Below are 24,571 nucleotides of genomic sequence, written 5' to 3'. Positions count from 1 at the left end.
AGTCTGATTTTAGAAGGTTTTTCTAAGTGTCGGAATTGTTTGATTATTCGCGGTAAGACAATAAATGCCTTATTTTGCAGACCGTGTTATGAAGTAGAGGTGGTTAATCATGAAGGGGTGGGTATGAACAAAATGACGTTGGAATTGATCCAAAATGTGCGTCTTGTTGGGCGAGAAGGCCTGTGGCAACTCGTTATTGAAAATGGGCGTTTTAAAACAATAAAACCGATGAGCGAACCCCAACCCGAAAGCCAGCAAATTCTTAATGGGCGGGGTGGCCTGGCAATCCCACCCTTTATTGAGCCTCATATTCACCTCGATACCACACAAACTGCCGGGCAACCCAGCTGGAATCAGTCCGGTACTCTGTTTGAAGGCATTGAACGTTGGGCAGAACGCAAAGCGTTACTCACGCATGAGGATGTAAAACAGCGAGCCTGGAAAACACTGAAATGGCAGATTGCCAATGGTATCCAGTATGTACGCACCCACGTTGATGTTTCAGACCCAACGCTTACCGCATTAAAAGCGATGCTGGAAGTTAAGCAAGAAGCAGCGCCATGGATTGAAGTACAAATAGTAGCTTTCCCGCAAGAGGGGATTCTTTCCTATCCGAATGGTGAAGTGTTGCTTGAAGAAGCGTTGCGCTTGGGCGCGGATGTGGTCGGTGCGATCCCACATTTTGAGTTCACTCGCGAATACGGCGTTGAATCTTTGCATAAGGTTTTCGCACTGGCACAGAAATACGACCTTCCCTTAGATATTCATTGCGACGAAATTGACGATGAGCAGTCGCGTTTTGTTGAAACTGTGGCGGCACTAGCATTGCGAGACGGTATTGGGGCGCGAGTCACCGCCAGCCATACCACGGCGATGCACTCATACAACGGTGCTTATACCTCGCGTCTATTCCGCTTACTGAAAATGTCCGGGATAAATTTTGTCGCTAATCCTCTGGTGAATATTCATCTGCAAGGCCGCTTCGATGATTATCCAAAACGGCGTGGTATCACCCGCGTGAAAGAGTTGCTCGAGGCGGGTATTAACGTTTGTTTCGGTCATGATGATGTCTTCGACCCATGGTATCCGCTGGGTACGGCCAATATGTTGCAAGTACTGCATATGGGGTTGCATGTCTGCCAGATGATGGGTTATCAGCAAATTGATGAAGGGCTGAAACTGATTACAGATAACAGCGCTCGTACTTTTGGTGTGCAGGATTATGGCCTTGTAGAAGGAAATGCGGCAAACCTCATTATTCTTCCGGCAGAAAATGGTTTTGATGCGGTGCGGCGCCAGGTGCCGGTGCGCTGGTCTGTACGGACAGGGAAGGTGATTGCAACCACACAGTTGTCACAAACGTGGGTGATGCTGCATGAGGCGGAAGAGATTAAATTTGGCGGGTAACGAGGAGTTACCCGCCATGAGCGTTTTGTAGGTCGGATTAGCGAAGCGACATCCGACGTCGGCGGTTAGTGCGCAGCCGCGTTATGCTGGCGGTGTTTCGTTACCAGGCCCAGAATAAGGCACATGATAAAGACCACCGCATACAGGGCGTTTGCAGTTTGCAGTGCCATGAGTGGGCCACTGTGGGCAACAATCGGGCCGGTAACCACGAAAGTCAGCATGGTGCCGATGGTGCCGCAGGTGAGTACGAAGTTAACCAGTTTTGGCGAGGCAACTTTAGTCTGCAAAGAACCCAGTGTGATAACAGAGGTGTAAATTGCGCTGGAGAAAAAGCCGAGAGCCAAAATAAACCATGCCAGATGCGCAGGTTCACTTTTGTTGAACAGGTACATCAGAACGGTAGCAGCGCCCGCAAGCACGGTAAGAATGCGTTGCAGATCGAAGAAACGCAAAATGAAACTAAATGCCCACATCCCGAACATATAAGACATCCAGAAATCACTGACTAACTGACCGGCATCATTCAGGTTCATACCCAGGCTTTTGGCATATTCCGGCACCCAGGAAATAAAGCCCAGTTGCCCAAGGATGTAGCACAGCGCAGCAATGGACAGGAACAGCACGCCAATGCCCCATTTTTCTTTTTCGGCAACTTTTTCAGTTTGCGGTGCGTGTTTGCCCAATGCCGGGAAATCACAGCCGATGGTCAGAATGAAGATGGCGACATAAATCAGGCCGATGCAAACGTAAACCCAATACCAGTTGATGCTGCGGGCCAACAGAATCGCGGCCACCATTGGGAAAATCATTCCCGCCATGCTGAAGAAGGAGTCGGTAAACAGCAGACGTGAACCACGCTGACGGCCTTCATACATATGGGTAATCAGGAATGTACCAATCGACATCGTGATACCACTGACCAGCCCGAGCACAAACATCGCGACCGAGAAGATAGTCAGGCTATCCCCAAAGACCAGCCCGGCCACTGCCAGCACCATCAGTATGAAACCAAAGCGCAGTTGGGTTTTTAGTGGCACGATTTCCATTAACCAGGCATTCAGGAAAATAGAAATCAAAATCCCCGCATTCAGGAAGGTAAAGGTATTACTCATACTGGAAACGGGAACGTGGAAGTATTCGGCAATATTGCCCATCACCATTCCGGTGACAATTACCAACGCACCAGTGAGGGCGTAGGAGAAGAAGCTGATCCATGTGAGCTTACTGCGGTTGCTGTTAGTCATGACGAGCCTGTAAATAGAAATGTAAAATGCTTTGACAGCACTTGAGAAGAATGGATTTTAGTCAAAAGTGTGACGTATTTATATATTTTATGAATCATTTACTGCAATGAGTACTGTTTAGAGTGATGTGTGTCATGAAATGTGACGACATCCATTAATTCACTGATTTAACTTATTGATTTGTGTGAAAGTAAAAAACAGTAAATGGCTGGCACATACTGGAGTGCATCTTTACACTCTAGCAACTTGCTTTACTCACTGCCTTCGTAAGGAATTATTCATGCTCAAATCAACTCTGGCGGCTGTAGCAACTGTGTTTGCTCTAACCGCTCTATCCCCCGCGGCACTTGCTGCTAAAGGTGACCCTCACGTTCTGTTGACCACTTCAGCGGGCGAAATTGAGCTTGAGTTAAATAGCCAGAAAGCCCCCGTCTCTGTGAAAAACTTTGTGGATTACGTTAACAGCGGTTTCTACAACAACACCATTTTCCACCGTGTTATTCCGGGCTTCATGCTTCAGGGTGGCGGCTTCACTGCAGATATGAATCAGAAGCAGCCAAACCCACCAATTAAAAACGAGGCCGATAACGGTCTGCGTAATACTCGCGGTACTATTTCTATGGCGCGTACTGCAGATAAAGACAGCGCAACCAGCCAATTCTTTCTCAATGTGGCAGATAACGCCTTCCTCGATCATGGCCAACGCGACTTCGGTTATGCGGTATTTGGTAAAGTTGTGAAAGGGATGGACGTTGCCGATAAGATCTCTCAGGTTCAGACTCATGATGTCGGCCCATATCAAAATGTTCCGTCAAAACCAGTAGTTATCCTCTCCGCGAAAGTCTTGCCGTAAAAATTCCTGCGCGGGCATCTTGTTCTCGCGCATTTTCACCTTCCAGCACGTCCGCCGATTGCTGCTTATACTTGTGGCAAGAATGGGTCATGTTAGGGAGGCATCATGGCAAAGAAACTAACCGACAAACAAAAGTCCCGCCTTTGGCAGCAACAGCGTAGCCGTTCATTTCAGGCCAGTAGCCGGCTGGATATTCTTGAGCCTCATGCGCAAGATGAGACTATCGCACAGCGCGTAGAGGCAATTGAACTTGGCCCGCTGCATCGCGGATTACCTTGGCTTTGTGCCATCCATCAGCAGCTTTTTCAGGATGTTTTCGACTGGGCTGGTGAGCTACGTGATGTGGATATCTCCAAAGGGGAGACACGTTTCTGTCATTTCGAGTACATCGAAAATGAAGGCAACGATCTGATGCAGGAAATGGAAGACGAGCATTATCTGGTCGGGCTTGCCAAAACCGAGTTCATTAATCGCCTGGCACATTACTATTGTGAAATTAATGTACTTCATCCGTTCTTTGTTGGCAGCGGACGAGCACAGCGTGTGTTCTTCGAGCAACTGGCTATTCATGCCGGATACGTTCTGGACTGGCGCGATGTTGATCCTGACGAATGGCAAGCGGCGAATCAGGCTGGTGCGCTGGGGGATTTAACCCCGCTATGCGAGATTTTCACTAAAGTCGTGAGTGAAGCGCGCGAAAACGAATAGAATAGCGCGGTTCTTTTTACCCCGGAGCCGCGATGCTACTGCTTATCGACAATTACGACTCGTTCACCTGGAACCTTTATCAGTACTTTTGCGAATTGGGCGCGGAGGTGGTGGTGAAACGTAACGATGAACTGACCCTTACTGATATCAGCATGCTGGCGCCAGAGAAATTAGTTATCTCCCCAGGCCCTTGCACTCCCAGTGACGCGGGTATTTCCCTCTCTGCTATCACGCAATTCGCCGGGCAATTACCCATTCTGGGTGTTTGCCTCGGCCACCAGGCTATTGCGCAGGCATTTGGTGCGATCATTGTTCGTGCTGAAAATGTTATGCACGGTAAGACCTCTGCCATTTCGCACAACAATACCGGTGTATTTAACGGCCTGAACAATCCTCTGACGGTGACGCGATACCATTCCTTGGTTATCGACCCGGCAACGTTACCCACATGTTTTGAAGTGACGGCCTGGACAGATAAGCAAGAGATTATGGGCATCCGGCATCGTGAGCTGGATCTTGAAGGTGTGCAGTTCCACCCGGAAAGTATTCTTAGCGAGCAAGGGCATCAGTTACTCGACAATTTCCTCAAGCGTTGATTTCTTATTGCCAGGTAGTGATTTTTTATGCATATTTCATGATTATATTTTCAAGTGTCTTTCATGAAGCTTTATGCGTAAAAAGGGGATGGGCAACAAATGGAAACTGAACAATCAGCAATTACCCGCGCAACTTTCGACGAAGTAATTCTGCCGATTTATGCACCTGCGGAGTTTATCCCCGTAAAAGGCAAAGGCAGTCGCGTATGGGATCAACAAGGGAAAGAGTATGTTGATTTCGCGGGGGGGATTGCGGTTACTGCGTTAGGCCACTGCCATCCGACGTTAGTAGAAGCGTTAAAAAGCCAGGGCGAAACGCTATGGCATACCAGCAATGTTTTCACCAACGAACCCGCGCTACGTCTTGGCCGTAAGCTGATTGATGCCACTTTTGCTGAACGCGTGTTGTTTATGAACTCCGGCACCGAAGCCAATGAAACTGCATTTAAACTGGCGCGTTACTACGCATCTACGCGCCATAGTCCGTACAAAACCAAAATCATTGCCTTCCATAACGCTTTTCATGGCCGTTCGCTATTTACCGTTTCTGTCGGTGGACAACCGAAGTATTCCGATGGTTTTGGCCCTAAACCCGCCGATATTATCCATGTGCCGTTTAACGATTTGCATGCGGTAAAAGCTGTGATGGATGACCACACTTGCGCAATAGTGGTTGAACCTATTCAAGGTGAGGGTGGCGTAACAGCGGCAACACCAGAATTCTTGCAGGGTTTGCGTGAGTTGTGTGATGAGCATAAAGCGCTGTTGGTATTTGATGAGGTGCAGTGCGGAATGGGGCGTATCGGTGAGCTGTTTGCCTATATGCACTATGGTGTGACGCCAGATATTTTGACCAGTGCCAAAGCACTCGGCGGTGGCTTCCCGGTGAGTGTAATGCTGACTACGCAGGACATTGCCTCGGCATTCCATGTTGGTACACATGGTTCAACCTACGGCGGCAACCCGCTGGCTTGTGCGGTAGCAGGTGCTGCGTTTGATATCATTAATACTCCGGCGCTGTTGAACGGTGTCACAGCGAAGCGCCAGCTTTTCGTGAAGCATTTGCAGCAAATCGATGAGCAGTTCGATGTGTTCAGCGATATTCGCGGTATGGGGCTGTTGATTGGTGCCGAACTTAAACCGCAATACAAAAGCCGTGCGCGTGAATTCTTGCATGCAGCTGCTCAGGAAGGCGTCATGGTTCTGAACGCTGGTCCAGATGTCATGCGCTTCGCACCATCGTTGATTATCGAAGATGCTGATATTGACGAAGGAATGATTCACTTTGCTAAAGCGGTCGCGAAAATCGTCAAAGGCTGATCTAATTGGACCGTCCTAATCGGCGGTTCAACCAGATACCGTGATGTGGCCGCTGACGCCAGGCAACCGAAGAAATGGTATGCATGGTGCTGAGGTGGCCCAGAGTCCGTTGTAAATGCTGCTCCATCGTACTTAACGGCCCGCTCGGAAGCCCTTCCAGTGGGTCCAGAATATTCGCATCATTGGTTTCCCCTGGCCCATCGTACTGAAGCCGCTGTTGGCATCGTTGCAGCGCAATTTCGCATGACTGTAAATAACGCTGGGCTAAATCCGGGGTGAGCATGTTGTGCTCGCGGGCGAGCGTTGTCATGGCATTTATGTGCTCAACGATGAATTGACTGTGCGTTACCCACAGTTTCATATCTGCCAGATAGTGCGAGTTAAAACCCGGCTCCTGCATCGCCTGGTTTAGCGAGTTAAACAGGGCGTTATGTGCCTGATTGACCTTCATGCGTGCATAAGCGAGTGGTGTGGGCTCAGGGTCGCTGCTCAGAATTATGCGGATAGCATCCTGATCTCTTTCCAACGCGTCGTGGGCGTTCTGTCTTAACAAACCACTTTGCCACTGTGGCCACAGCCACACCATGCCACCAAAAGCAATCAGGCAGCCCAGCAAAGTATCGATTAAGCGGGGAACGATATACTGCTCGGCACTCAGTGTGATCAGTTGCAGGGTATATACCGCCGTCACCGTAAAGCCAATTGTCGCCCAACCGTAGCTTTTGCGTATGAACAGATAACTGACCAGCGTGATGACGAGCATCGCAGCCAACGCAATGCTTTGTGGGAAGTGGAAGTGCAACGCCACGCCCGCGATGGCCAAGCCCGCGATGGTGCCTGCAGATCGGTGCAGGATACGTACCCGCGTAGCGCCATAACCGTTTTGCGTTACGAACATTATTGTCATTAATATCCAGTAGGGCTTAGGGAGATGTAAAAACGCGCCAAACAGGCTGGCAATGGTGAGCATCACGCCTAATCTGGCGGCATTTCTTAGGGCGGCGGATTGCAATGACAAATAACTTTTGAGTGCGGCCCAAAGAGGCAAGCGGCGTTGCCTGTCTTCCATTAAATCACGGACATATAAAGGACGTTGAGTACGCAAGACGCGGCCAATACGGCTGAAGTGGTAATGGCAAAACTGGCCTACTGGGTTATCTGGATTCTGACGGGCAATTTTCTCGAGAGCTTCGATTTGTTTTTCCATCGTGAAACGCTGTGGCATTCGATGGTAAAGAATGTCGTCTGCCAGCACGCGTAACCGCGCTGCGATTGTCTGGGCATTCCAGCGAATCACGGCTTCAGCATGGCTTTGCTCAACCAGTTTTTGAACTTCAGCAGGCTGGTGCAAACTGACAGAAATGTGTTCCTGAAGATCTAATGCAACCTGGAATGAGCGTAACAAGCGCTTGTAGCCGTTTTGCTGATTTGCCGCCAGCATGTGTAATTGTTGATAGCAGATGGTAATCAGATCGACCGCTTTTTGCTGACGTGCAAGCAATGGGGGAAGTGCTTTTTCAGGATCGGTATGCTGAGTCAACAAACCGTATTTGGCTTCGCAATAATCTGCTAACTGGCCATAGAGCAGACTTAATGATTCGCGCAGCGGCTGCTCGCGCCACATCCAGAACCAAAACCAGTTAAAAGCGCCGTACCAAATCGTGCCGCAGACATACAGCAACATTGGTTTCCAGATTGGCATATTTCCGGCCATGCTGAGTGTGAAAATGGCAGCAATCAGTGAGGCAGGAAGCAGGCGAGCGTGAAGGGAGCTGATTTCAGCGGTGACCCCTAGCAGTAACGCCATAACAATAAGAATGACGGGCAGCGGTACGGTGGTGTAGAGCAACAAAAGTTGCATGATCAAACTGCTGACGGCGAAAAGGCTACCACCGATAATCAGACGTTTGAAAAAGCGTTTATGGGGCGTGTCCAGACCCGCAATGTTGCAGCAGGCAGGAACTAACGAGAACAGCAGGCCAGCTTGTAGATTACCAACCAGTAAACCTACCGCCACAGGAAGGCACAGCACAAGCGTTTGCCGCAGTGCATAGTTAACTTCTGGGTGATAGATCAGTCTGCGCCACATATGCTCATCATACTTCAAGTTGCAGGTGTATGAATTTTAGAGATAAAAAAGGCGTATTACCGAAGCGATACGCCATTTTTGAGACGGAGATTAACGAGTGCCGTAAACGACGATCGTTTTACCGTGAGCGGAGATCAGGTTTTGATCTTCCAGCATTTTCAAGATACGACCAACGGTTTCACGAGAGCAACCGACGATCTGACCGATTTCTTGGCGGGTAATTTTAATCTGCATACCGTCTGGGTGGGTCATTGCATCAGGTTGTTTTGCCAGGTTCAGCAGCGTCTGTGCGATACGACCGGTAACATCAAGGAATGCCAGGTTGCCGACTTTTTCAGACGTGACTTGCAGACGGTTTGCCATCTGTGCTGACAGGCGCATCAGAATGTCTGGGTTGACTTGAATCAGCTGGCGGAATTTTTTATAGGAAATTTCAGCCACTTCACAAGCACTTTTAGCACGAACCCAGGCACTGCGTTCCTGACCTTCTTCGAACAGCCCTAACTCACCAATAAAATCGCCCTGATTCAGATAGGAGAGGATCATTTCCTTGCCCTCTTCATCTTTAATCAGAACAGCCACAGAACCCTTGACGATGTAATACAGCGTCTCTGCTTTTTCACCCTGGTGAATCAGTGTGCTCTTCGATGGATACTTATGAATATGGCAATGGGACAAGAACCATTCGAGAGTCGGGTCTGTTTGCGGTTTGCCAAGCACCATGCGCGGTTATCCTCTGTGTTATAACTGGCTACCAACGACGGGACGCTAAACATCCTGTCTGGCGTTGCAAGTATTAGAAAATTCCCCACCTTGGGGAGGTGGCATGCAAGTCATTCTTGCTGCCTGTAATTAGTGATGTCCAATGCAAACATGCATAACGTCAATGTATCATCTGGATTGTTTTAGCATAGCTTTTGACAGGTGTCTCCTATTGTCTCGTTTCAGCTTGATGTAGGTCTCCTTCCATTGCCAGTTTTGCTGCTTCCGCGTACTCTGAGAGGTAATTTTTTCAATGGGAGAAGCAACATGCAGGCACGAGTGAAGTGGGTGGAAGGGTTAACCTTCATTGGAGAGTCTGCTTCAGGGCACCAGATTCTGATGGACGGCAATGCAGGCGATAAAGCCCCAAGTCCGATGGAAATGGTACTGATGTCCGCTGGTGGTTGTAGTGCAATCGATGTGGTTTCTATTTTGCAAAAAGGCCGCTACAACGTGACTGATTGCGAAGTGAAACTGACCTCAGAGCGCCGCGAAGAAGCACCGCGTTTGTTTACGCATATCAATCTGCATTTCATCGTGACAGGCAAGGAATTGAAAGATAACGCGGTTTCCCGCGCGGTAGATTTGTCTGCTGAGAAGTATTGCTCTGTTGCTCTGATGTTGGAAAAAGCGGTGAACATTACCCATAGTTATGAAGTGATTGAAGGCTAGAGAAGCTCTTAACTGGGCGGTGATTAGCCGCCCTGATTAATATTTCTGCCTTCCGCCAGGCGCTTCACCAATGGCGTCATGATCAATTCCATTGCCAGTCCCATCTTGCCGCCTGGCACCACTAATGTATTGATGTGGGAAATGAATGAGCCTTGCAGCATGGCGAGCAAGTATGGGAAATCGATGTCATCCAGCCCTCGAAAATGAATTACCACGAAGCTTTCATCCAGCGACGGAATGCCGCGAGCGGCAAACGGATTGGAAGTATCAACAGTAGGGACGCGCTGGAAGTTAATGTGCGTGCGGGAAAATTGCGGTGTGATGTAATTGATGTAATCGTCCATCGAACGTACTACAGAATCCATCACTGCTTCTCTGGAATGCCCACGCTCGCTGGTATCGCGCACCAGTTTTTGTATCCACTCCAGATTCACAATTGGCACAACACCTACCAGTAAATCGACGGCATTCGCCACATCATGTTGCGGCGTAACGACTCCACCGTGTAAACCTTCATAGAACAAAACATCGGTAGGTTCTGGCAACGGTTGCCAGGGCGTAAAGGTGCCAGGAATTTGGTTCCAGGGTACGGCCTCATCATAAGTATGCAGATACTTACGTGATTTACCTTGCCCTGTTTTTCCGTATTCAATAAATGTTTGCTCAAGCAAACCGAAATCATTGGCTTCCGGGCCGAAATAACTGATATGACGGCCCAGATCACGGGCTTTACGGATAGCCATATCCATTTCAGGGCGGGTGAAACGATGGAAACTGTCACCTTCAACTTCCGCTGCGCGTAAATTGAGTTGCTGGAAGATTTTACGGAAGGCAAGGCTGGTGGTGGTCGTTCCCGCGCCGCTGGAACCTGTTACGGCAATAACCGGATGTTTGGCTGACATAAGGCAACAACTCCATGGGTAATCACAACGGTCTTGTTAATAAGAGGTAAGCCTTATGCAGTATAGGAGACAACCCAGGCGTTGAATGTTTAGCCGCGAAATTGCCCGCGAGCCATGATATTCACCGTTTCATGGAGCTCTGACCATACCAGCACGGCCTCACCACTTAGTAGCTGGCGCTTAACATCGGCCACCTTTTGCTCTAGTGAGCGCTCTTGTTCACCATAATCTGTGCCTTCGCGTAATACAAAGGATTCAATCAGATTATCAAGTGTTTCGGGAGGGAGATCTTGCCAGGGAATCATCATATTACGGGTCCAAAAACTGAGCTAGCCACTGCGGGATACGCTGTTCAAGCCACATCTCAGGGCGACGAAGCGTACCGCCGACAAATCCAACATGCCCGCCGTAGCGAGTCAGTTGATATTCGATATTAGCAGGCAATATTGCCTTATCGGGGATCACATGGTGATCCATAAACGGATCATCTTTAGCGTGGATGATTAACGTCGGTGTTTTGATTTGTGGCAGTAATGGCATGGCACTGCATTGACGGTAATAGTCAAGAGCATCGGCAAAACCATGAATCTTTGAGGTAATCAAATCGTCAAATTCACGCAAACGACGCATGCCTTTAAGTTGGCGCATATCAACAGGGAGAGTCCCCGGATAGCTTCTTAACTTACGTGCCGCATTTTTCTTTAGCAAATTCAAAAGATAGTGTTGGTAAACGCGAGAGAAACCTTTTTCTATATGCTTGCTGCAATGCTCCAGCATCAGTGGAGCAGAAACCACAACACCTGCCTGAAGCGTACAATCAGCTCCCTGTTTTGCCATTAAACAGGCGAGCATATTACCGCCGAGTGAAAACCCGACAGCCGCCGTCGGTGCTTTACCGTAACGTGTGCTGAGCCAGCTCAGGAAGTAACTTCCATCTTCTGTTTCACCAGAGTGGTAAATGCGTTTCATGCGATTAGGTACACCGCTGCAACCACGGAAATGCATCACCACACCTAACCAGCCTTTCTTACGCGCAGCATCAATTAGACCATGTGCGTACGGGCTATGCAGACTTCCTTCAAGGCCATGAAAAACAACTAACCGTGGTTTATGCATTGCCTGTCGTGGGTCTTCGCTCCAGGCAAGGTCGACAAAGTCCCCATCCGGCATGTCCAGGCGCTGCCAGTGAGGTTTGAAATTAAGGCGACGGCGAATTAACCGCGGGAGCATGGTTTGCAGGTGTGGATTACTGACACCTCTTAACGGACGAAACTGCTCATCGTCTATGTGATTAAAATTCAATGCTGCGGGACTTGTCGTGGCCATATCACACTGTTAGTTTCATTTAGTTTGCTAATTAACTTTACCGGGTGTGGAACACCCATTTCATGGAAACGCTTTTCTTCTCAATGCTTGGTTTTCTTTGGGTCGCTGCCATTACACCCGGCCCAAACAATATGTTGCTTACGTCTTCCGGCGCCAATTACGGATTTATGCGTACCATACCTTTGATGATAGGCATTATGCTGGGGATGCAGTGCATCCTTTTACTGGTGGCCTTCGGCGTCGGTAGCTTAATCCTGGTTTATCCTGCCCTGCACCTTATCCTGAAGATTGCCGGTAGCGCTTATCTTTTATGGCTTGCCTGGAAAATCGGCACCGCAACCTACGAAAAACTGGAAGCAGATGCACCACCTCCGGCACCTATTCCATTCTGGCAGGGCGGTTTGTTACAGGTTATCAACCCCAAAGCATGGTTGATGGCGCTAGGCGCAGTTGCGAGTTTCACTCTCGCCGGTACTCAGTATCTGCATTCTGTTGTGTTAATCAGTATTGGTATTGCGTTGGTCAACATTGTCGCGGGTATCATCTGGATTGCATTCGGCAGCATGATTGGCATATTGCTTCGTAGCCGCCGCGCTTGGGCAACCTTCAACATCTTTATGGGATTGCTAACCGCTGCCTGTGTGTTGCTGATTTGGCACTGATTTTGTTTTTACAGCCCTCTCAACGGGAGAGGGCTGTGCAAGCCGATTATTCGGCCTGCATTATCTGTTCTAACTGATCGTGTGCATCCAGCCATTCCATTTCGCATTCTTCTAACGCCGACTTCACTTTCACCTGAGTTTGCAGGCATTCGGTCATTTCTGCTTTGCGACTTTGGTCGTAAATAGCGCTATCAGCCAGTTTTTCTTCTACGGCAGCAAGCTGTACGTTCAGTTTTTCCATCTGCTTTTCAAGATGCGTGATTTGCTTACGTAATGGTTGCGTTTGGGTGCGTAACTCCGCTTCGCGGCGTTTTTGATCTTTACGCGCCTGGGCACTGTTTACGTTATCTTTTGCCGAATCAAGCGGTTGGTTTTCCTGCTTTTGCAAATCCACAAGCCACTGCTGATAATCTTCCAGATCGCCGTCAAATGCTTCGACCTTTCCATCATGTACCAGATAGAGATCGTCGGTAGTTGAACGCAGTAAGTGACGATCGTGCGAAACCACAACCAGTGCGCCTTCGAAATCAATCAACGCCTCGGTTAGTGCCTGGCGCATATCGAGATCAAGGTGGTTGGTCGGTTCATCGAGCAGTAGCAGGTTAGGGCGCTGCCAGACAACCAGTGCCAGTACCAGGCGTGCTTTTTCACCGCCAGAGAAACGTGCGGTTTGCTCAGTGACTTTATCGCCCCGGAAACCAAAGCCGCCCAGGTAGTCACGCAACTGTTGTTCAAGCTCTTTCGGCGCGATGCGTGAAAGATGCTGCAACGGAGACTCATCAGCGCGTAAATATTCCAATTGATGCTGTGCGAAGTAACCCAGCTTAACCCCTTTTGCCAGGCCAATATCGCCCTGCAAAGGTTTGATTTCTTCCGCCAGAAGTTTAATCAGCGTTGATTTACCGGCACCGTTGCGGCCAAGCAGGCCGATGCGAGAACCAGGGACCAGATTCAGTTTGATGGAGTCAAGGATCACGCGGTCGCCATAACCTGCACTGACTTTTTCCATACGCAAAAGTGGATTCGGCAAACTTTCTGGGGCGCGGAAGCTGAAATGGAACGGGTTATCGACATGCGCCGGGGCAATCAGCTCCATACGTTCAAGCATCTTCACGCGGCTTTGCGCTTGCTTAGCTTTACTGGCCTTGGCTTTGAAACGGTCGATAAAACTTTGCAGGTGCGCGACACGCTCCTGCTGGCTTTCAAACATCGACTGTTGTTGAGCAAGGCGCGTGGCACGCTGGCCTTCAAACGATGAATAGTTGCCGGTGTATTCAAACATCGACTCTTGTTCGATATGAATAATTTTACCGACTACCGGATCGAGGAAGTCACGGTCGTGGGAAATAAGAATCAACGTGCCTTGATAGTTTTTCAACCAACGTTCCAGCCAGATAACTGCATCTAAGTCCAGGTGGTTAGTCGGTTCATCAAGCAGCAGTAAATCGGAGCGGCAAATTAGTGCCTGTGCCAGGTTCAGGCGCATGCGCCAGCCACCGGAAAAATCACTAACCGGACGTTCAAGCTGTTCATTGCTGAAGCCTAGGCCGTGCAGCAAACTTGAGGCGCGGGAGCGAATAGTCCAGGCATCAACTGCATCGAGTTTGCCATGAACCAGCGCAATTGCATGGCCATCGTTGCGTTCATTGGCTTTTTCCAGTTCAGCTTCAAGCTGGCGGAACTCGCGATCGCCATCAATAACATATTCAATGGCCGGCATCGCCAATGCAGGGGTTTCCTGATTAACCCAAGCCAGCGCCCAGTTGCCAGGATAGGTCATGCTGCCACCATCGGCGCTGATCTCGTTCTTCAGTAGCGCCAGCAGCGTGGATTTACCGCAGCCGTTTTTACCCACCAGACCCACTTTTTGGCCCGGATTAATGGTAGCGGTGGCGTTATCCAGCAGAACGCGTGTGCCGCGACGAATTTGTAACGAGGAGAAAACAATCATAAAGCGCCGTATGTTCAGAGTATGTTAAATTGTCATTATATTAAGGTAACGTGATGCTGTCGGCACCGCGTCGGGCTGCATGGTAGCCCAAAAAAATCACTATGACGACGCCCTGGAGGGTAATGATGTCGCAGCCGCCGAAAGTTTTGCTGCTATATGCCCATCCGGAGTCACAAGACTCGGTCGCCAACCGCGTCTTACTCCAGGCGGCGCAGAAGCTTGAAAATGTGACTGTGCATGATCTTTATGCGCACTATCCTGATTTTTTTATCGATGTCTATCGTGAGCAGGCCTTGCTGCAAGAACATGATGTCATCGTCTTCCAACATCCTCTTTATACCTACAGTTGCCCGGCATTGCTCAAAGAGTGGCTGGATCGTGTGCTGAGCCGTGGATTTGCAAGCGGTGTCGGAGGTAATGCTCTGGCGGGAAAGTACTGGCGTAGTGTGATCACCACCGGAGAGCCGGAAGGTGCCTATCGGCATGATGGTTTTAATCGTTTTCCGCTAACCGATATTTTGCGCCCCTTTGAACTTACTGCTGCGATGTGCCGTATGCACTGGATGAATCCCATCATTGTTTACTGGGCTCGCCGCCAATCTCCTCAGGAGCTAGCCAGCCATGCAAAAGCGTATGGTGAATGGTTGGCGTCGCCGTTACCACCGGGAGGTCGCTGATGGAAGGATCGGACGTATTGCTAGCCGGGGTTCTATTTTTGTTTGCGGCGGTTGTCGCTGTACCCATAGCCGCTCGTTTGGGCATTGGCGCGGTGCTGGGTTATTTACTTGCAGGTATTGCTATTGGGCCGTGGGGTTTAGGTTTTATCAGTGATGTGGATGAAATTCTTCACTTCTCTGAATTGGGTGTTGTGTTCCTGATGTTTATTATCGGGCTTGAATTGAACCCATCAAAATTGTGGCAACTTCGACGTTCTATATTTGGCGTGGGTGCAGCACAGGTCTTGCTTAGCGCACTGGTGCTTGCCGGGCTACTGATGCTGACGCAGTTTTCCTGGCAGGCGGCGGTGATTGGCGGTATTGGCCTGGCGATGTCATCCACCGCTATGGCGTTACAGTTGATGCGCGACAAAGGTATGAATCGCAACGAATCCGGACAGCTCGGTTTTTCTGTTCTGTTGTTCCAGGATTTAGCCGTTATTCCGGCGATTGCTCTGGTACCTCTGCTGGCAGGGCATGGTGACGATAGCCCCGATTGGATAAAAGTAGGCTTCAAAGTATTGGCGTTTGCAGGCATGTTGGTTGGCGGACGTTACCTGTTAAAGCCTCTCTTCCGGTTTATTGCCGGTTCCGGTGTTCGGGAAGTTTTTACCGCTGCGGCATTGCTGTTGGTGTTGGGCTCGGCGTTATTCATGGATGCGTTGGGCTTTTCCATGGCGCTAGGTACATTCATCGCGGGTGTGCTATTGGCTGAAAGTGAATATCGGCACGAACTGGAAACCGCTATCGATCCTTTTAAAGGGTTATTGCTAGGGTTGTTCTTCATCTCCGTGGGCATGGCGCTAAATCTTGGCGTGCTTTACACCCATATATTCTGGGTCGTTTTGGGTGTGCTGGTGCTGGTGGCAGTTAAAGCCACAGTGTTGTATGGCTTGTCGTGGTTCTATGGTTTGCGACGCTCTGAACGATTGCAGTTTTCTGGCGTTCTGAGCCAGGGCGGGGAGTTTGCATTTGTTCTGTTTTCTACCGCTTCATCGCAAAAGCTGTTTAGTGGTGACCAGATGCCATTGCTACTGGTCACCGTCACGCTTTCAATGATGACGACTCCATTGCTGATGAAAGGTGTCGATGCCATTCTTGCGCGACGTTTTAACGTTGCCGATGATGAAATTGATGAAAAGCCGTACGTGGAAGACGACCAACCGCAAGTCATTATTGTTGGCTTTGGGCGTTTCGGGCAGGTGATTGGACGTTTGTTGATGGCGAACAAAATGCGCATCACCGTGCTGGAGAGAGATATCAGCTCCGTAAGCCTGATGCGGAAATACGGCTATAAGGTTTATTACGGCGACGCGACTGAACTTGAGCTGCTGCGTTCTGCGGGTGCCGAGACCGCAAAATCTATCGTGATTACCTGTAACGAGCCGGAAGATACGATGAAAGTGGTTCATTTGTGTCAACAACACTTTCCACATCTGGCGATTTTGGCTCGTGCCAGAGGACGTGTAGAAGCTCACGAATTGTTGCAAGCTGGAGTAACGCAGTTCTCACGCGAGACGTTTTCCAGTGCGCTAGAGTTAGGGCGTAAGGCGCTGATGACGTTAGGTATGCATCCACATCAGGCGCATCGCGCACAACTTCACTTCCGGCGGTTAGATATGAGTATGCTGCGTGAGTTAATGCCGATTCATACCGATAACGCACAAATTTCCAGGGTGCGTGAAGCTCGTCGTGAGTTAGAAGAGATTTTCGAGCGCGAGATGCAACTAGAGCGTCGGCAGTTCGATGGTTGGGATGATTTTGAATAATTAAGGTGAAGCGAATGCCGGTGCGTAAACGTTTTATTGCTGGGGCCGTTTGCCCCAAATGCCAGGCGCGAGATTCCCTCGCGATGTGGCGTGAGAACAATGTCGATATTGTTGAATGTGTTAAGTGCGGCCACCAGATGCGTGAGGCGGATAAGCAGGCTCGCGAGCACGTTCGCGAACAAGAGCAAGTCATCGGGATTTTTCATCCGGACTAGCGAGATGCGTCAGCTTTTTTTAAGCTTAGGGGTACACCGGCGCTAAATTCCGCTACAATCGGCGCCAGTTTTTTTCTCACGCTCGCTCAGGAGATATCATGAAAGTAGCAAAAGACCTGGTGGTCAGCCTGGCTTATCAGGTACGTACAGAAGACGGTGTGTTGGTTGATGAGTCTCCGGTGAGTGCGCCGCTTGACTATCTGCATGGTCATGGCTCCCTGATTTCAGGTTTAGAAACAGCTCTGGACGGTCACGTAGTTGGTGATCGTTTCGACGTGAACGTTGGCGCAAATGACGCTTACGGCCAATACGACGAAAATCTGGTTCAGCGTGTACCGAAAGACGTCTTCATGGGTGTTGACGAGCTGGAAGTGGGTATGCGCTTTATGGCTGATACCGACCAAGGTCCAGTGCCAGTTGAGATTACTGCAGTTGAAGACGAACACGTTGTTGTCGATGGCAACCACATGCTGGCAGGCCAAAACCTGAGCTTCAACGTAGAAGTTATTGCAATTCGTGAAGCAACTGCTGAAGAGCTGGCTCATGGCCACGTTCACGGCGAGCACGACCATCACCACGATCACGGCGACGATGGTTGCTGTGGTGGCCACGGTCACGATCATGATCACGAACATGGTAAAGGCGGTTGTGGCGGTAATGGCGGCTGCGGTTGCCACTAATCTGCTAAACATAAAAAAGGCGTGTCACTGACACGCCTTTTCTTTTTGTATCGCTAGTAGTGCGGAGGTGGTGTTTCTTCAGCTTCCGAGGCAACCATCGATGGTTGGCTAGCTTTCAACTTTTCTACCAGCAAACGAAAATGCTCGCGTAGTTTGACCATCTCCAATTCGTGTGCCGTTACTGTCTGATTTAACTCTTCTATTGTAATCTCCTGGAAAGCGAGACGACTCTCAAGTTCTTCCAGCCGTTGTTCGGTCGACTTTTGTTGCATGGCTAATCTCTCCTGGCCTGCGGATGGACAATTTGCGGCGATTCTACTGAAAAAAAACGCATGTTACAGCGCCGTTTTGCTCAGGACGAAACTTCTTTATACAAAAAGAGTCTGAATTTGTCTCGATAAGACGCGGAGAGATTGTGTAGATTTCTTCCACGACGTTATAGTACGTCTCTTAGTTGATAATAACCTTGGGGTTAGAGGCCCCGGCCCTGGAGAAATGGATGAAATCACTGTTTAAAGTAACGCTACTGGCGACCACGATGGCCGTTGCCCTGAGCGCTCCGGCGTTCGCTGCCCCGGCTGCTGCCGCTAAAGATGCTGCGGCTCCTGCTGCAAGCAACGCGGCATTCAAGAATGACGACCAGAAATCTGCGTATGCATTAGGTGCTTCGCTGGGCCGTTACATGGAAAACTCTCTGAAAGAACAAGAGAAACTAGGGATTACGCTGGATAAGAATCAGCTGATCGCTGGTGTTCAGGATGCATTTGCTGATAAGAGCAAATTATCCGATCAGGAAATCGAGCAGACGCTGCAAGCTTTCGAAGCTCGCGTGAAATCTTCCGCTCAAGCGAAAATGGAAAAAGACGCTAAAGAAAATGCGGATAAAGGCAAAGCCTTCCGTGATGCTTTCGCAAAAGAGAAAGGCGTTAAAACTTCCGATACTGGCTTGATGTACAAAATCGACAAAGCCGGTACTGGTGAAGCACCGAAAGACAGCGACACTGTTGTTGTGAACTACAAGGGTACGCTTATCGACGGTAAAGAGTTCGATAACTCTTACACCCGTGGCGAGCCACTGTCTTTCCGTCTTGACGGTGTAATCCCTGGCTGGACTGAAGGTCTGAAGAACCTTAAGAAAGGCGGGAAAATCAAACTCGTTATTCCACCAGAATTGGCTTATGGCAAAACTGGCGTCCCAGGAATTCCAGCAAACTCCACATTGGTATTTGACGTTGAGCTGCTGGATATCAAGCCTGCGCCAAAAGCAGATGCTAAACCGGATGCTGCTCCTGAAGCCGCTCCAGATGCAGATGCTGCGAAGAGCAAATAAGGCATTATTAACCGCCGTCCTCAGGGGCGGCGGTTTTTTATTTGAGGCAGGATATAATAAAAGCTGGAAAGCGCATCTTACGCTGTATTACCTTAGCAGACTGCGCAACAACGAGTTTGAGTCTGCCCTGACACCATATAAGCGCGACAGGCTCTCTGTAGAGGGTGGTATTTTTAAATGTCCAATTCGCTTTTAACCAATGAAACCAGTGAGCTCGATTTACTGGACCAGCGTCCTTTTGAACAAACCGACTTTGAAATATTAAAATCCTACGAAGCGGTAGTGGACGGGTTAGCGATGCTGATTGGTTCTCATTGTGAAATCGTGTTGCACTCGCTGCAAGATCTGAAATGTTCCGCCATCCGTATTGCGAATGGCGAACATACCGGCCGTAAAATTGGTTCGCCAATTACCGATCTTGCATTGCGTATGCTGCATGATATGACCGGTGCGGATAGTAGCGTTTCCAAATGCTATTTCACCCGTGCAAAAAGTGGCGTCCTGATGAAATCAGAGACTATTGCCATTCGTAATCGTGACGAACGTGTCATTGGCCTGTTGTGCATCAACATCAACCTTGATGTTCCATTCTCGCAAATCATGTCGACCTTTATCCCACCGGAAACGCCAGAAGTGGCTTCTTCCGTTAACTTTGCGTCCTCGGTGGAGGATCTGGTTATGCAGGCTCTGGAATTCACGATTGAAGAGGTGAATGCCGACCGCAATGTGTCCAACAACGCCAAGAATCGACAGATTGTGCTGAACCTCTATGAGAAAGGTATATTTGATATTAAAGATGCGATCAACCAGGTTGCCGATCGTTTGAACATTTCTAAGCACACGGTTTATCTCTATATTCGCCAATTCAAAAACGGTGATTTCCAGGGACAGGATAAGTAATGCGTTTTGCCATCCTGGTGACAGGTCCGGCCTATGGCTCGCAGCAGGCTAGCAGTGCGTTGCAATTTTCCCGGGCTGTTATCGAAGAAGGTCACACGTTGGAAAGCGTATTTTTCTACCGTGAGGGTGTGCATAACGCCAACCTTCTGACTTCGCCTGCAAGTGACGAATTCGATTTGGTTCGCGCCTGGCAACAATTACATCAGCAATATGGTGTTGAATTGCATATCTGTATAGCTGCGGCATTACGTCGTGGTGTGACGGATGCAGAACAAGCCACTCAACTCGGTCTGCCGGGTCATAACTTGCAACCCGGTTTCACTCTCAGTGGGCTGGGTGCATTAGCGCAAGCATCGCTGACGTGCGATCGGACGGTACAATTCTGATGAAGCGAGTCGCATTTGTATTTAAATCGGCCCCTCATGGTAGTGCTGCAGGTCGTGAAGGGTTAGATGCTTTACTCGCCACATCGGCATTAACCGAAGACATTGGTGTGTTTTTCATTGGTGACGGAGTATTGCAGTTGATAGCAGGCCAGCAGCCAGGGCTTATCCTTGCCAGAGATTACATAGCAACATTCCGTGTACTGCCGTTATACGATATTGAGCAGTGCTATCTCTGCGCTGCTTCTATCCGCGAACGGGGATTCTCGTCAGAAAGTGCCTGGGTTCTTGATGCAAAACCGCTTGAGCCCGATGCGTTGTGCGAATTACTGCATCAGTTTGATGTGCTATTAACCTTCTGAGGCGGCATGCTGCATATTTTACAACACTCACCTTTTCAGACCGATCTTGAATCGTTGCTGCGCTGTGTGAAACACGGTGATGAACTTTTATTGCGACAAGATGCGGTTATTGCTGCCCTATCCGGGACCAGAGCCCTTGATTTGTTGCTCGCCGCCCCCATTTCTATTTATGCTCTGCAGGAAGATATCGAGGCTCGCGGCATAGCTGCTCAAATTTCAACCGGCATAGGCCAGGTCAGCTATACTGATTTCGTCAGATTGACGGTTAAACACGAACAGCAGATTTCCTGGTAAAATCCAGGATTGTTGTATATTTCTTGACACCTTTTCGGCTCAGCCCTAAAATTCTGCGTCCTCATATTATATGAGGCCGTTTTATTACGTGTTTACGAAGCAAAAGCTAAAACCAGGAGCTATTTAATGGCAACAGTTAATCAGCTGGTTCGCAAACCACGCGCTCGCAAAGTTGCAAAAAGCAACGTGCCTGCGCTGGAAGCCTGCCCGCAGAAACGTGGCGTATGTACTCGTGTATATACTACCACTCCTAAGAAACCAAACTCCGCACTGCGTAAAGTATGCCGTGTGCGTTTGACTAACGGTTTTGAAGTTACCTCCTATATCGGTGGTGAAGGTCACAACCTGCAGGAACACTCCGTGATCCTGATCCGTGGTGGTCGTGTAAAAGACTTGCCAGGTGTTCGTTACCACACCGTTCGTGGTGCACTTGACTGCTCCGGCGTTAAAGACCGTAAGCAATCTCGTTCCAAGTACGGCGTGAAGCGTCCTAAGGCTTAATGGTTCTCCGTTAAGTAAGGCCAAACGTTTTAAATAAATGTCAAACTCAATAGAGTTTTGGACAACCCTGAATTAACAACGGAGTATTCCCATGCCACGTCGTCGCGTCATTGGTCAACGTAAAATTCTTCCAGATCCTAAGTTCGGATCAGAGTTGCTGGCCAAATTTGTAAACATTCTGATGGTAGATGGTAAGAAATCTACTGCAGAATCTATCGTTTATTCCGCGCTGGAGACCCTGGCTCAGCGTTCTGGTAAAAACGAACTGGAAGCTTTCGAAGTCGCTCTGGACAACGTTCGTCCGACTGTCGAAGTTAAGTCCCGCCGTGTAGGTGGTTCTACTTACCAGGTTCCAGTAGAAGTACGTCCGGTTCGTCGTAATGCTCTGGCAATGCGTTGGATCGTAGAAGCTGCTCGTAAACGCGGTGATAAATCCATGGCTCTCCGCCTGGCGAACGAACTTTCTGATGCTGCAGAGAACAAAGGTACTGCAGTTAAGAAACGTGAAGACGTTCACCGTATGGCTGAAGCCAACAAGGCGTTCGCACACTACCGTTGGTAATCCCTTCGGAGTGTTAGTCACCAAGCGGGCGCTTCACATAAGCTGCCCGCTTTGGGTTACTTAAATGAACGTCTCAGGATATAGAGGAATCAAATGGCTCGTAAAACACCCATTGAGCGCTACCGTAACATTGGTATCAGTGCTCACATCGACGCCGGTAAGACAACGACTACCGAACGTGTTCTGTTCTACACCGGTGTAAACCACAAAATCGGTGAAGTTCATGACGGCGCAGCAACTATGGACTGGATGGAGCAGGAGCAGGAACGTGGTATTACCATCACGTCCGCTGCGACTACCTGTTTCTGGTCTGGTATGGCGAAGCAGTTCGAACCACACCACATCAACATCATCGACACCCCAGGGCACGTTGACTTCACTATCGAAGTTGAACGTTCCATGCGTGTTCTTGATGGCGCGGTAATGGTTTACTGTGCTGTTGGTGGTGTTCAGCCACAGTCTGAGACCGTATGGCGTCAGGCAAACAAATATAAAGTTCCACGTATCGCGTTCGTTAACAAAATGGACCGTATGGGTGCTAACTTCCTGAAAGTTGTTGATCAGATTGAAAAACGTCTGGGCGCAACTCCGGTTCCTCTGCAACTGGCTATCGGCGCGGAAGAGAAATTCACCGGTGTTGTTGACCTGGTGAAAATGAAAGCGATCAACTGGAATGAAGCCGATCAGGGCGTGACCTTCGAATACGAAGAGATCCCAGCTGATATGCAGGAACTGGCCGAAGAATGGCGCCAGAAACTGGTTGAAGCCGCTGCTGAAGGTTCTGACGAATTGATGGAGAAATTCTTTGGTGGCGAAGAGCTAACTGAAGAAGAGATCAAGACTTCTCTGCGTAAGCGCGTACTGAACAACGAAATTATCTTGGTTACCTGTGGTTCTGCATTTAAGAACAAAGGTGTTCAGGCGATGCTGGATGCGGTTGTTGAATACCTGCCAGCTCCGACTGATGTTACTGCGATTAACGGTATGCTGGACGACGGTAAAGACACTCCGGCAGTTCGTCACTCTGACGACAATGAGCCGTTTGCTGCTTTGGCGTTCAAAATCGCAACTGACCCGTTTGTTGGTAACCTGACCTTCTTCCGCGTTTATTCTGGCGTGGTTAACTCTGGTGACACCGTGTTCAACCCGGTGAAATCAGCGCGTGAACGTCTGGGCCGTATCGTACAGATGCACGCTAACAAACGTGAAGAGATCAAAGAAGTTCGCGCAGGCGACATCGCTGCAGCTATTGGTCTGAAAGAAGTGACCACCGGTGATACCCTGTGTGACCAGGACAATGTGATCATTCTGGAGCGCATGGAGTTCCCTGAACCGGTAATCTCTATCGCTGTTGAACCAAAAACCAAAGCTGACCAAGAAAAAATGGGTCTGGCTCTGGGTCGTCTGGCTAAAGAAGATCCATCATTCCGCGTATGGACTGATGAAGAAACCAACCAGACCATTATCGCTGGTATGGGTGAGCTTCACCTCGACATCATCGTTGACCGTATGAAACGTGAATTCAACGTTGAAGCTAACGTTGGTAAACCTCAGGTTGCTTACCGTGAAGCGATTCGCGCGAAAGTTACCGATATTGAAGGTAAACACGCTAAGCAGTCTGGTGGTCGTGGTCAGTACGGTCATGTTGTTATCGACATGTACCCACTGGAGCCGGGTTCGAATCCGAAAGGTTACGAGTTCGTCAACGACATCAAAGGTGGTGTAATCCCAACGGAATACATCCCTGCTGTTGATAAAGGCATCCAGGAGCAGCTGAAGTCTGGTCCTCTGGCGGGTTACCCAGTAGTAGATCTCGGCGTGCGTCTGCACTTCGGTTCTTACCACGACGTTGACTCCTCTGAACTGGCGTTTAAACTGGCCGCTTCTATTGCCTTCAAAGATGGCTTTAAGAAAGCGAAACCAGTTCTGCTTGAGCCTATCATGAAGGTTGAAGTTGAAACTCCGGAAGAGAACACTGGTGACGTTATCGGTGACCTTAGCCGTCGTCGTGGTCAGCTGAAAGGTCAAGAATCTAACGCTACTGGCGTTCAGATTCATGCTGAAGTTCCGTTGTCAGAAATGTTCGGATACGCAACTCAATTGCGTTCTCTGACCAAAGGTCGTGCATCTTACTCCATGGAATTCCTGAAGTATGATGATGCGCCGAACAACGTTGCTCAGGCCGTAATCGAAGCCCGCGGTAAATAAGCCCAGGGTTTAAAAACATTGATCCCGTGCTCTCTCCTCATGGTGAGAGCACAACAGTAAGGAATATAGCCGTGTCTAAAGAAAAATTTGAACGTACAAAACCGCACGTCAACGTCGGTACTATCGGCCACGTTGACCATGGTAAAACAACTCTGACTG

General features: G+C 49.3%; 28 protein-coding genes. 20 read left to right on the top strand and 8 right to left on the bottom strand.

Annotated elements, in window-relative coordinates; all coding sequences use genetic code 11:
• Window positions 1-123: 123 nt before the first annotated feature.
• Complete coding sequence (locus tag FH968_RS10140; RefSeq protein ID WP_139879036.1) at window positions 124-1,407, top strand: cytosine deaminase; 1,284 nt, start codon at window positions 124-126, stop codon at window positions 1,405-1,407.
• A 65-nt stretch (window positions 1,408-1,472) separates the two neighbouring features.
• Here the strand turns inward: FH968_RS10140 and tsgA are convergent, their stop codons facing one another.
• The gene (tsgA, locus tag FH968_RS10135; protein WP_139879035.1) at window positions 1,473-2,651 is read right to left on the bottom strand and encodes an MFS transporter TsgA; all 1,179 of its coding nucleotides are present in this window, start codon (window positions 2,649-2,651) and stop codon (window positions 1,473-1,475) included.
• Between the two features lie 280 nt (window positions 2,652-2,931).
• Here tsgA and ppiA point away from each other — a divergent pair, with 280 nt between their 5' ends.
• From ppiA to FH968_RS10115, 4 genes are all read left to right on the top strand, one after another.
• Window positions 2,932-3,504, top strand: coding sequence for a peptidylprolyl isomerase A (gene ppiA / locus FH968_RS10130; RefSeq protein WP_064514292.1), 573 nt, complete (start codon window positions 2,932-2,934; stop codon window positions 3,502-3,504).
• A 105-nt stretch (window positions 3,505-3,609) separates the two neighbouring features.
• Window positions 3,610-4,212, top strand: coding sequence for a putative adenosine monophosphate-protein transferase Fic (locus tag FH968_RS10125; RefSeq protein WP_139879034.1), 603 nt, complete (start codon window positions 3,610-3,612; stop codon window positions 4,210-4,212).
• Between the two features lie 32 nt (window positions 4,213-4,244).
• Entirely contained in the window at window positions 4,245-4,808 is a 564-nt protein-coding gene (gene pabA, locus FH968_RS10120) for an aminodeoxychorismate synthase component 2 (protein ID WP_139879033.1), read from the top strand.
• A 99-nt stretch (window positions 4,809-4,907) separates the two neighbouring features.
• Window positions 4,908-6,128 (top strand): aspartate aminotransferase family protein, encoded by a 1,221-nt coding sequence (locus tag FH968_RS10115; protein ID WP_139879032.1) that lies wholly within the window; start codon window positions 4,908-4,910, stop codon window positions 6,126-6,128.
• Between the two features lies 1 nt (window position 6,129).
• Here FH968_RS10115 and FH968_RS10110 read toward each other — a convergent pair whose 3' ends face one another.
• The gene (locus FH968_RS10110; protein ID WP_139879031.1) at window positions 6,130-8,217 is read right to left on the bottom strand and encodes a YccS/YhfK family putative transporter; all 2,088 of its coding nucleotides are present in this window, start codon (window positions 8,215-8,217) and stop codon (window positions 6,130-6,132) included.
• A 90-nt stretch (window positions 8,218-8,307) separates the two neighbouring features.
• Entirely contained in the window at window positions 8,308-8,940 is a 633-nt protein-coding gene (gene crp / locus FH968_RS10105; RefSeq protein WP_139879030.1) for a cAMP-activated global transcriptional regulator CRP, read from the bottom strand.
• Between the two features lie 306 nt (window positions 8,941-9,246).
• On the opposite strand from crp, the gene FH968_RS10100 reads away from it, so the two are divergent.
• Window positions 9,247-9,651 (top strand): OsmC family protein, encoded by a 405-nt coding sequence (locus FH968_RS10100; protein ID WP_139879029.1) that lies wholly within the window; start codon window positions 9,247-9,249, stop codon window positions 9,649-9,651.
• A gap of 23 nt (window positions 9,652-9,674) precedes the next feature.
• Here FH968_RS10100 and FH968_RS10095 read toward each other — a convergent pair whose 3' ends face one another.
• From FH968_RS10095 to FH968_RS10085, 3 genes are all read right to left on the bottom strand, one after another.
• Window positions 9,675-10,553 (bottom strand): phosphoribulokinase, encoded by an 879-nt coding sequence (locus FH968_RS10095; protein WP_139879028.1) that lies wholly within the window; start codon window positions 10,551-10,553, stop codon window positions 9,675-9,677.
• 89 nt (window positions 10,554-10,642) lie between these two features.
• Complete coding sequence (locus FH968_RS10090) at window positions 10,643-10,861, bottom strand: YheU family protein (RefSeq protein ID WP_139879027.1); 219 nt, start codon at window positions 10,859-10,861, stop codon at window positions 10,643-10,645.
• Between the two features lies 1 nt (window position 10,862).
• On the bottom strand, window positions 10,863-11,879 hold the full coding sequence (locus FH968_RS10085; protein ID WP_139879026.1) for a hydrolase: 1,017 nt from the start codon (window positions 11,877-11,879) through the stop codon (window positions 10,863-10,865).
• Between the two features lie 62 nt (window positions 11,880-11,941).
• Between FH968_RS10085 and FH968_RS10080 the strand changes: the two genes are divergently transcribed.
• Complete coding sequence (locus FH968_RS10080; protein WP_139879025.1) at window positions 11,942-12,541, top strand: LysE family translocator; 600 nt, start codon at window positions 11,942-11,944, stop codon at window positions 12,539-12,541.
• A 46-nt stretch (window positions 12,542-12,587) separates the two neighbouring features.
• Here FH968_RS10080 and FH968_RS10075 read toward each other — a convergent pair whose 3' ends face one another.
• Window positions 12,588-14,492, bottom strand: a complete 1,905-nt coding sequence (locus tag FH968_RS10075; protein ID WP_139879024.1) for an ABC transporter ATP-binding protein — start codon at window positions 14,490-14,492, stop codon at window positions 12,588-12,590.
• A 122-nt stretch (window positions 14,493-14,614) separates the two neighbouring features.
• Between FH968_RS10075 and kefG the strand changes: the two genes are divergently transcribed.
• The 4 genes from kefG to slyD all read left to right on the top strand — a co-directional run bounded on the left by kefG (window position 14,615) and on the right by slyD (window position 17,872).
• Window positions 14,615-15,169 carry a glutathione-regulated potassium-efflux system ancillary protein KefG gene (gene kefG / locus FH968_RS10070; protein WP_139879023.1) on the top strand — a complete coding sequence of 185 codons (555 nt, stop codon included), beginning with the start codon at window positions 14,615-14,617 and terminating at the stop codon, window positions 15,167-15,169.
• Window positions 15,169-16,977 carry a glutathione-regulated potassium-efflux system protein KefB gene (gene kefB, locus FH968_RS10065; RefSeq protein WP_139879022.1) on the top strand — a complete coding sequence of 603 codons (1,809 nt, stop codon included), beginning with the start codon at window positions 15,169-15,171 and terminating at the stop codon, window positions 16,975-16,977. Before kefG ends, kefB begins: the two co-directional genes overlap by 1 nt.
• 14 nt (window positions 16,978-16,991) lie before the next feature.
• Window positions 16,992-17,192: a YheV family putative zinc ribbon protein gene (locus tag FH968_RS10060; protein WP_139879021.1), complete on the top strand. Its 201-nt coding sequence runs from the start codon at window positions 16,992-16,994 to the stop codon at window positions 17,190-17,192.
• Window positions 17,193-17,290: 98 nt separating this feature from the next.
• Complete coding sequence (slyD, locus tag FH968_RS10055) at window positions 17,291-17,872, top strand: peptidylprolyl isomerase (protein WP_139879020.1); 582 nt, start codon at window positions 17,291-17,293, stop codon at window positions 17,870-17,872.
• Between the two features lie 53 nt (window positions 17,873-17,925).
• Here slyD and FH968_RS10050 read toward each other — a convergent pair whose 3' ends face one another.
• Entirely contained in the window at window positions 17,926-18,144 is a 219-nt protein-coding gene (locus FH968_RS10050) for a protein SlyX (RefSeq protein ID WP_034460204.1), read from the bottom strand.
• A gap of 227 nt (window positions 18,145-18,371) precedes the next feature.
• Here FH968_RS10050 and fkpA point away from each other — a divergent pair, with 227 nt between their 5' ends.
• The 9 genes from fkpA to FH968_RS10005 form a co-directional block, all read left to right on the top strand.
• Entirely contained in the window at window positions 18,372-19,202 is an 831-nt protein-coding gene (gene fkpA, locus FH968_RS10045; RefSeq protein ID WP_139879019.1) for an FKBP-type peptidyl-prolyl cis-trans isomerase, read from the top strand.
• Between the two features lie 177 nt (window positions 19,203-19,379).
• Window positions 19,380-20,102, top strand: coding sequence for a transcriptional regulator (locus FH968_RS10040; RefSeq protein ID WP_034460202.1), 723 nt, complete (start codon window positions 19,380-19,382; stop codon window positions 20,100-20,102).
• Complete coding sequence (gene tusD / locus FH968_RS10035) at window positions 20,102-20,488, top strand: sulfurtransferase complex subunit TusD (protein WP_139879018.1); 387 nt, start codon at window positions 20,102-20,104, stop codon at window positions 20,486-20,488. The genes FH968_RS10040 and tusD overlap by 1 nt, the downstream gene beginning before the upstream one ends.
• On the top strand, window positions 20,488-20,847 hold the full coding sequence (tusC, locus tag FH968_RS10030; RefSeq protein WP_139879017.1) for a sulfurtransferase complex subunit TusC: 360 nt from the start codon (window positions 20,488-20,490) through the stop codon (window positions 20,845-20,847). The genes tusD and tusC overlap by 1 nt, the downstream gene beginning before the upstream one ends.
• 6 nt (window positions 20,848-20,853) lie before the next feature.
• Window positions 20,854-21,141: a sulfurtransferase complex subunit TusB gene (gene tusB / locus FH968_RS10025; protein ID WP_139879016.1), complete on the top strand. Its 288-nt coding sequence runs from the start codon at window positions 20,854-20,856 to the stop codon at window positions 21,139-21,141.
• 126 nt (window positions 21,142-21,267) lie between these two features.
• Complete coding sequence (gene rpsL, locus FH968_RS10020; RefSeq protein WP_003023654.1) at window positions 21,268-21,642, top strand: 30S ribosomal protein S12; 375 nt, start codon at window positions 21,268-21,270, stop codon at window positions 21,640-21,642.
• 91 nt (window positions 21,643-21,733) lie between these two features.
• Entirely contained in the window at window positions 21,734-22,204 is a 471-nt protein-coding gene (gene rpsG / locus FH968_RS10015) for a 30S ribosomal protein S7 (RefSeq protein ID WP_139879015.1), read from the top strand.
• Window positions 22,205-22,297: 93 nt separating this feature from the next.
• Window positions 22,298-24,412, top strand: coding sequence for an elongation factor G (fusA, locus tag FH968_RS10010; RefSeq protein WP_139879014.1), 2,115 nt, complete (start codon window positions 22,298-22,300; stop codon window positions 24,410-24,412).
• Window positions 24,413-24,483: 71 nt separating this feature from the next.
• Window positions 24,484-24,571, top strand: an 88-nt coding sequence (locus FH968_RS10005; protein WP_002436303.1) for a GTP-binding protein, incomplete at its 3' end; no start/stop codon positions are given.

Source organism: Buttiauxella sp. B2 (genome assembly GCF_006376615.1).
In the GTDB taxonomy this organism is placed as follows: domain Bacteria; phylum Pseudomonadota; class Gammaproteobacteria; order Enterobacterales; family Enterobacteriaceae; genus Buttiauxella.
This window is presented reverse-complemented; position numbering and strand designations above follow the sequence as displayed.

What these genes read in the sequence shown, in the direction of transcription:
- FH968_RS10100 (WP_139879029.1), top strand. Translation starts at nt 9,247, where the DNA reads ATGCAGGCACGAGTGAAGTGGGTGGAAGGGTTAACCTTCATTGGAGAG.
- FH968_RS10050 (WP_034460204.1), bottom strand. Translation starts at nt 18,144, where the DNA reads ATGCAACAAAAGTCGACCGAACAACGGCTGGAAGAACTTGAGAGTCGT.
- ppiA (WP_064514292.1), top strand. Translation starts at nt 2,932, where the DNA reads ATGCTCAAATCAACTCTGGCGGCTGTAGCAACTGTGTTTGCTCTAACC.
- tusB (WP_139879016.1), top strand. Translation starts at nt 20,854, where the DNA reads ATGCTGCATATTTTACAACACTCACCTTTTCAGACCGATCTTGAATCG.
- FH968_RS10040 (WP_034460202.1), top strand. Translation starts at nt 19,380, where the DNA reads ATGTCCAATTCGCTTTTAACCAATGAAACCAGTGAGCTCGATTTACTG.
- rpsL (WP_003023654.1), top strand. Translation starts at nt 21,268, where the DNA reads ATGGCAACAGTTAATCAGCTGGTTCGCAAACCACGCGCTCGCAAAGTT.
- FH968_RS10095 (WP_139879028.1), bottom strand. Translation starts at nt 10,553, where the DNA reads ATGTCAGCCAAACATCCGGTTATTGCCGTAACAGGTTCCAGCGGCGCG.
- fusA (WP_139879014.1), top strand. Translation starts at nt 22,298, where the DNA reads ATGGCTCGTAAAACACCCATTGAGCGCTACCGTAACATTGGTATCAGT.
- FH968_RS10080 (WP_139879025.1), top strand. Translation starts at nt 11,942, where the DNA reads ATGGAAACGCTTTTCTTCTCAATGCTTGGTTTTCTTTGGGTCGCTGCC.
- FH968_RS10060 (WP_139879021.1), top strand. Translation starts at nt 16,992, where the DNA reads ATGCCGGTGCGTAAACGTTTTATTGCTGGGGCCGTTTGCCCCAAATGC.
- FH968_RS10090 (WP_139879027.1), bottom strand. Translation starts at nt 10,861, where the DNA reads ATGATGATTCCCTGGCAAGATCTCCCTCCCGAAACACTTGATAATCTG.
- tusD (WP_139879018.1), top strand. Translation starts at nt 20,102, where the DNA reads ATGCGTTTTGCCATCCTGGTGACAGGTCCGGCCTATGGCTCGCAGCAG.
- FH968_RS10140 (WP_139879036.1), top strand. Translation starts at nt 124, where the DNA reads ATGAACAAAATGACGTTGGAATTGATCCAAAATGTGCGTCTTGTTGGG.
- slyD (WP_139879020.1), top strand. Translation starts at nt 17,291, where the DNA reads ATGAAAGTAGCAAAAGACCTGGTGGTCAGCCTGGCTTATCAGGTACGT.
- rpsG (WP_139879015.1), top strand. Translation starts at nt 21,734, where the DNA reads ATGCCACGTCGTCGCGTCATTGGTCAACGTAAAATTCTTCCAGATCCT.
- FH968_RS10075 (WP_139879024.1), bottom strand. Translation starts at nt 14,492, where the DNA reads ATGATTGTTTTCTCCTCGTTACAAATTCGTCGCGGCACACGCGTTCTG.
- kefB (WP_139879022.1), top strand. Translation starts at nt 15,169, where the DNA reads ATGGAAGGATCGGACGTATTGCTAGCCGGGGTTCTATTTTTGTTTGCG.
- FH968_RS10125 (WP_139879034.1), top strand. Translation starts at nt 3,610, where the DNA reads ATGGCAAAGAAACTAACCGACAAACAAAAGTCCCGCCTTTGGCAGCAA.
- FH968_RS10085 (WP_139879026.1), bottom strand. Translation starts at nt 11,879, where the DNA reads ATGGCCACGACAAGTCCCGCAGCATTGAATTTTAATCACATAGACGAT.
- crp (WP_139879030.1), bottom strand. Translation starts at nt 8,940, where the DNA reads ATGGTGCTTGGCAAACCGCAAACAGACCCGACTCTCGAATGGTTCTTG.
- fkpA (WP_139879019.1), top strand. Translation starts at nt 18,372, where the DNA reads ATGAAATCACTGTTTAAAGTAACGCTACTGGCGACCACGATGGCCGTT.
- tusC (WP_139879017.1), top strand. Translation starts at nt 20,488, where the DNA reads ATGAAGCGAGTCGCATTTGTATTTAAATCGGCCCCTCATGGTAGTGCT.
- pabA (WP_139879033.1), top strand. Translation starts at nt 4,245, where the DNA reads ATGCTACTGCTTATCGACAATTACGACTCGTTCACCTGGAACCTTTAT.
- kefG (WP_139879023.1), top strand. Translation starts at nt 14,615, where the DNA reads ATGATGTCGCAGCCGCCGAAAGTTTTGCTGCTATATGCCCATCCGGAG.
- FH968_RS10110 (WP_139879031.1), bottom strand. Translation starts at nt 8,217, where the DNA reads ATGTGGCGCAGACTGATCTATCACCCAGAAGTTAACTATGCACTGCGG.
- tsgA (WP_139879035.1), bottom strand. Translation starts at nt 2,651, where the DNA reads ATGACTAACAGCAACCGCAGTAAGCTCACATGGATCAGCTTCTTCTCC.
- FH968_RS10115 (WP_139879032.1), top strand. Translation starts at nt 4,908, where the DNA reads ATGGAAACTGAACAATCAGCAATTACCCGCGCAACTTTCGACGAAGTA.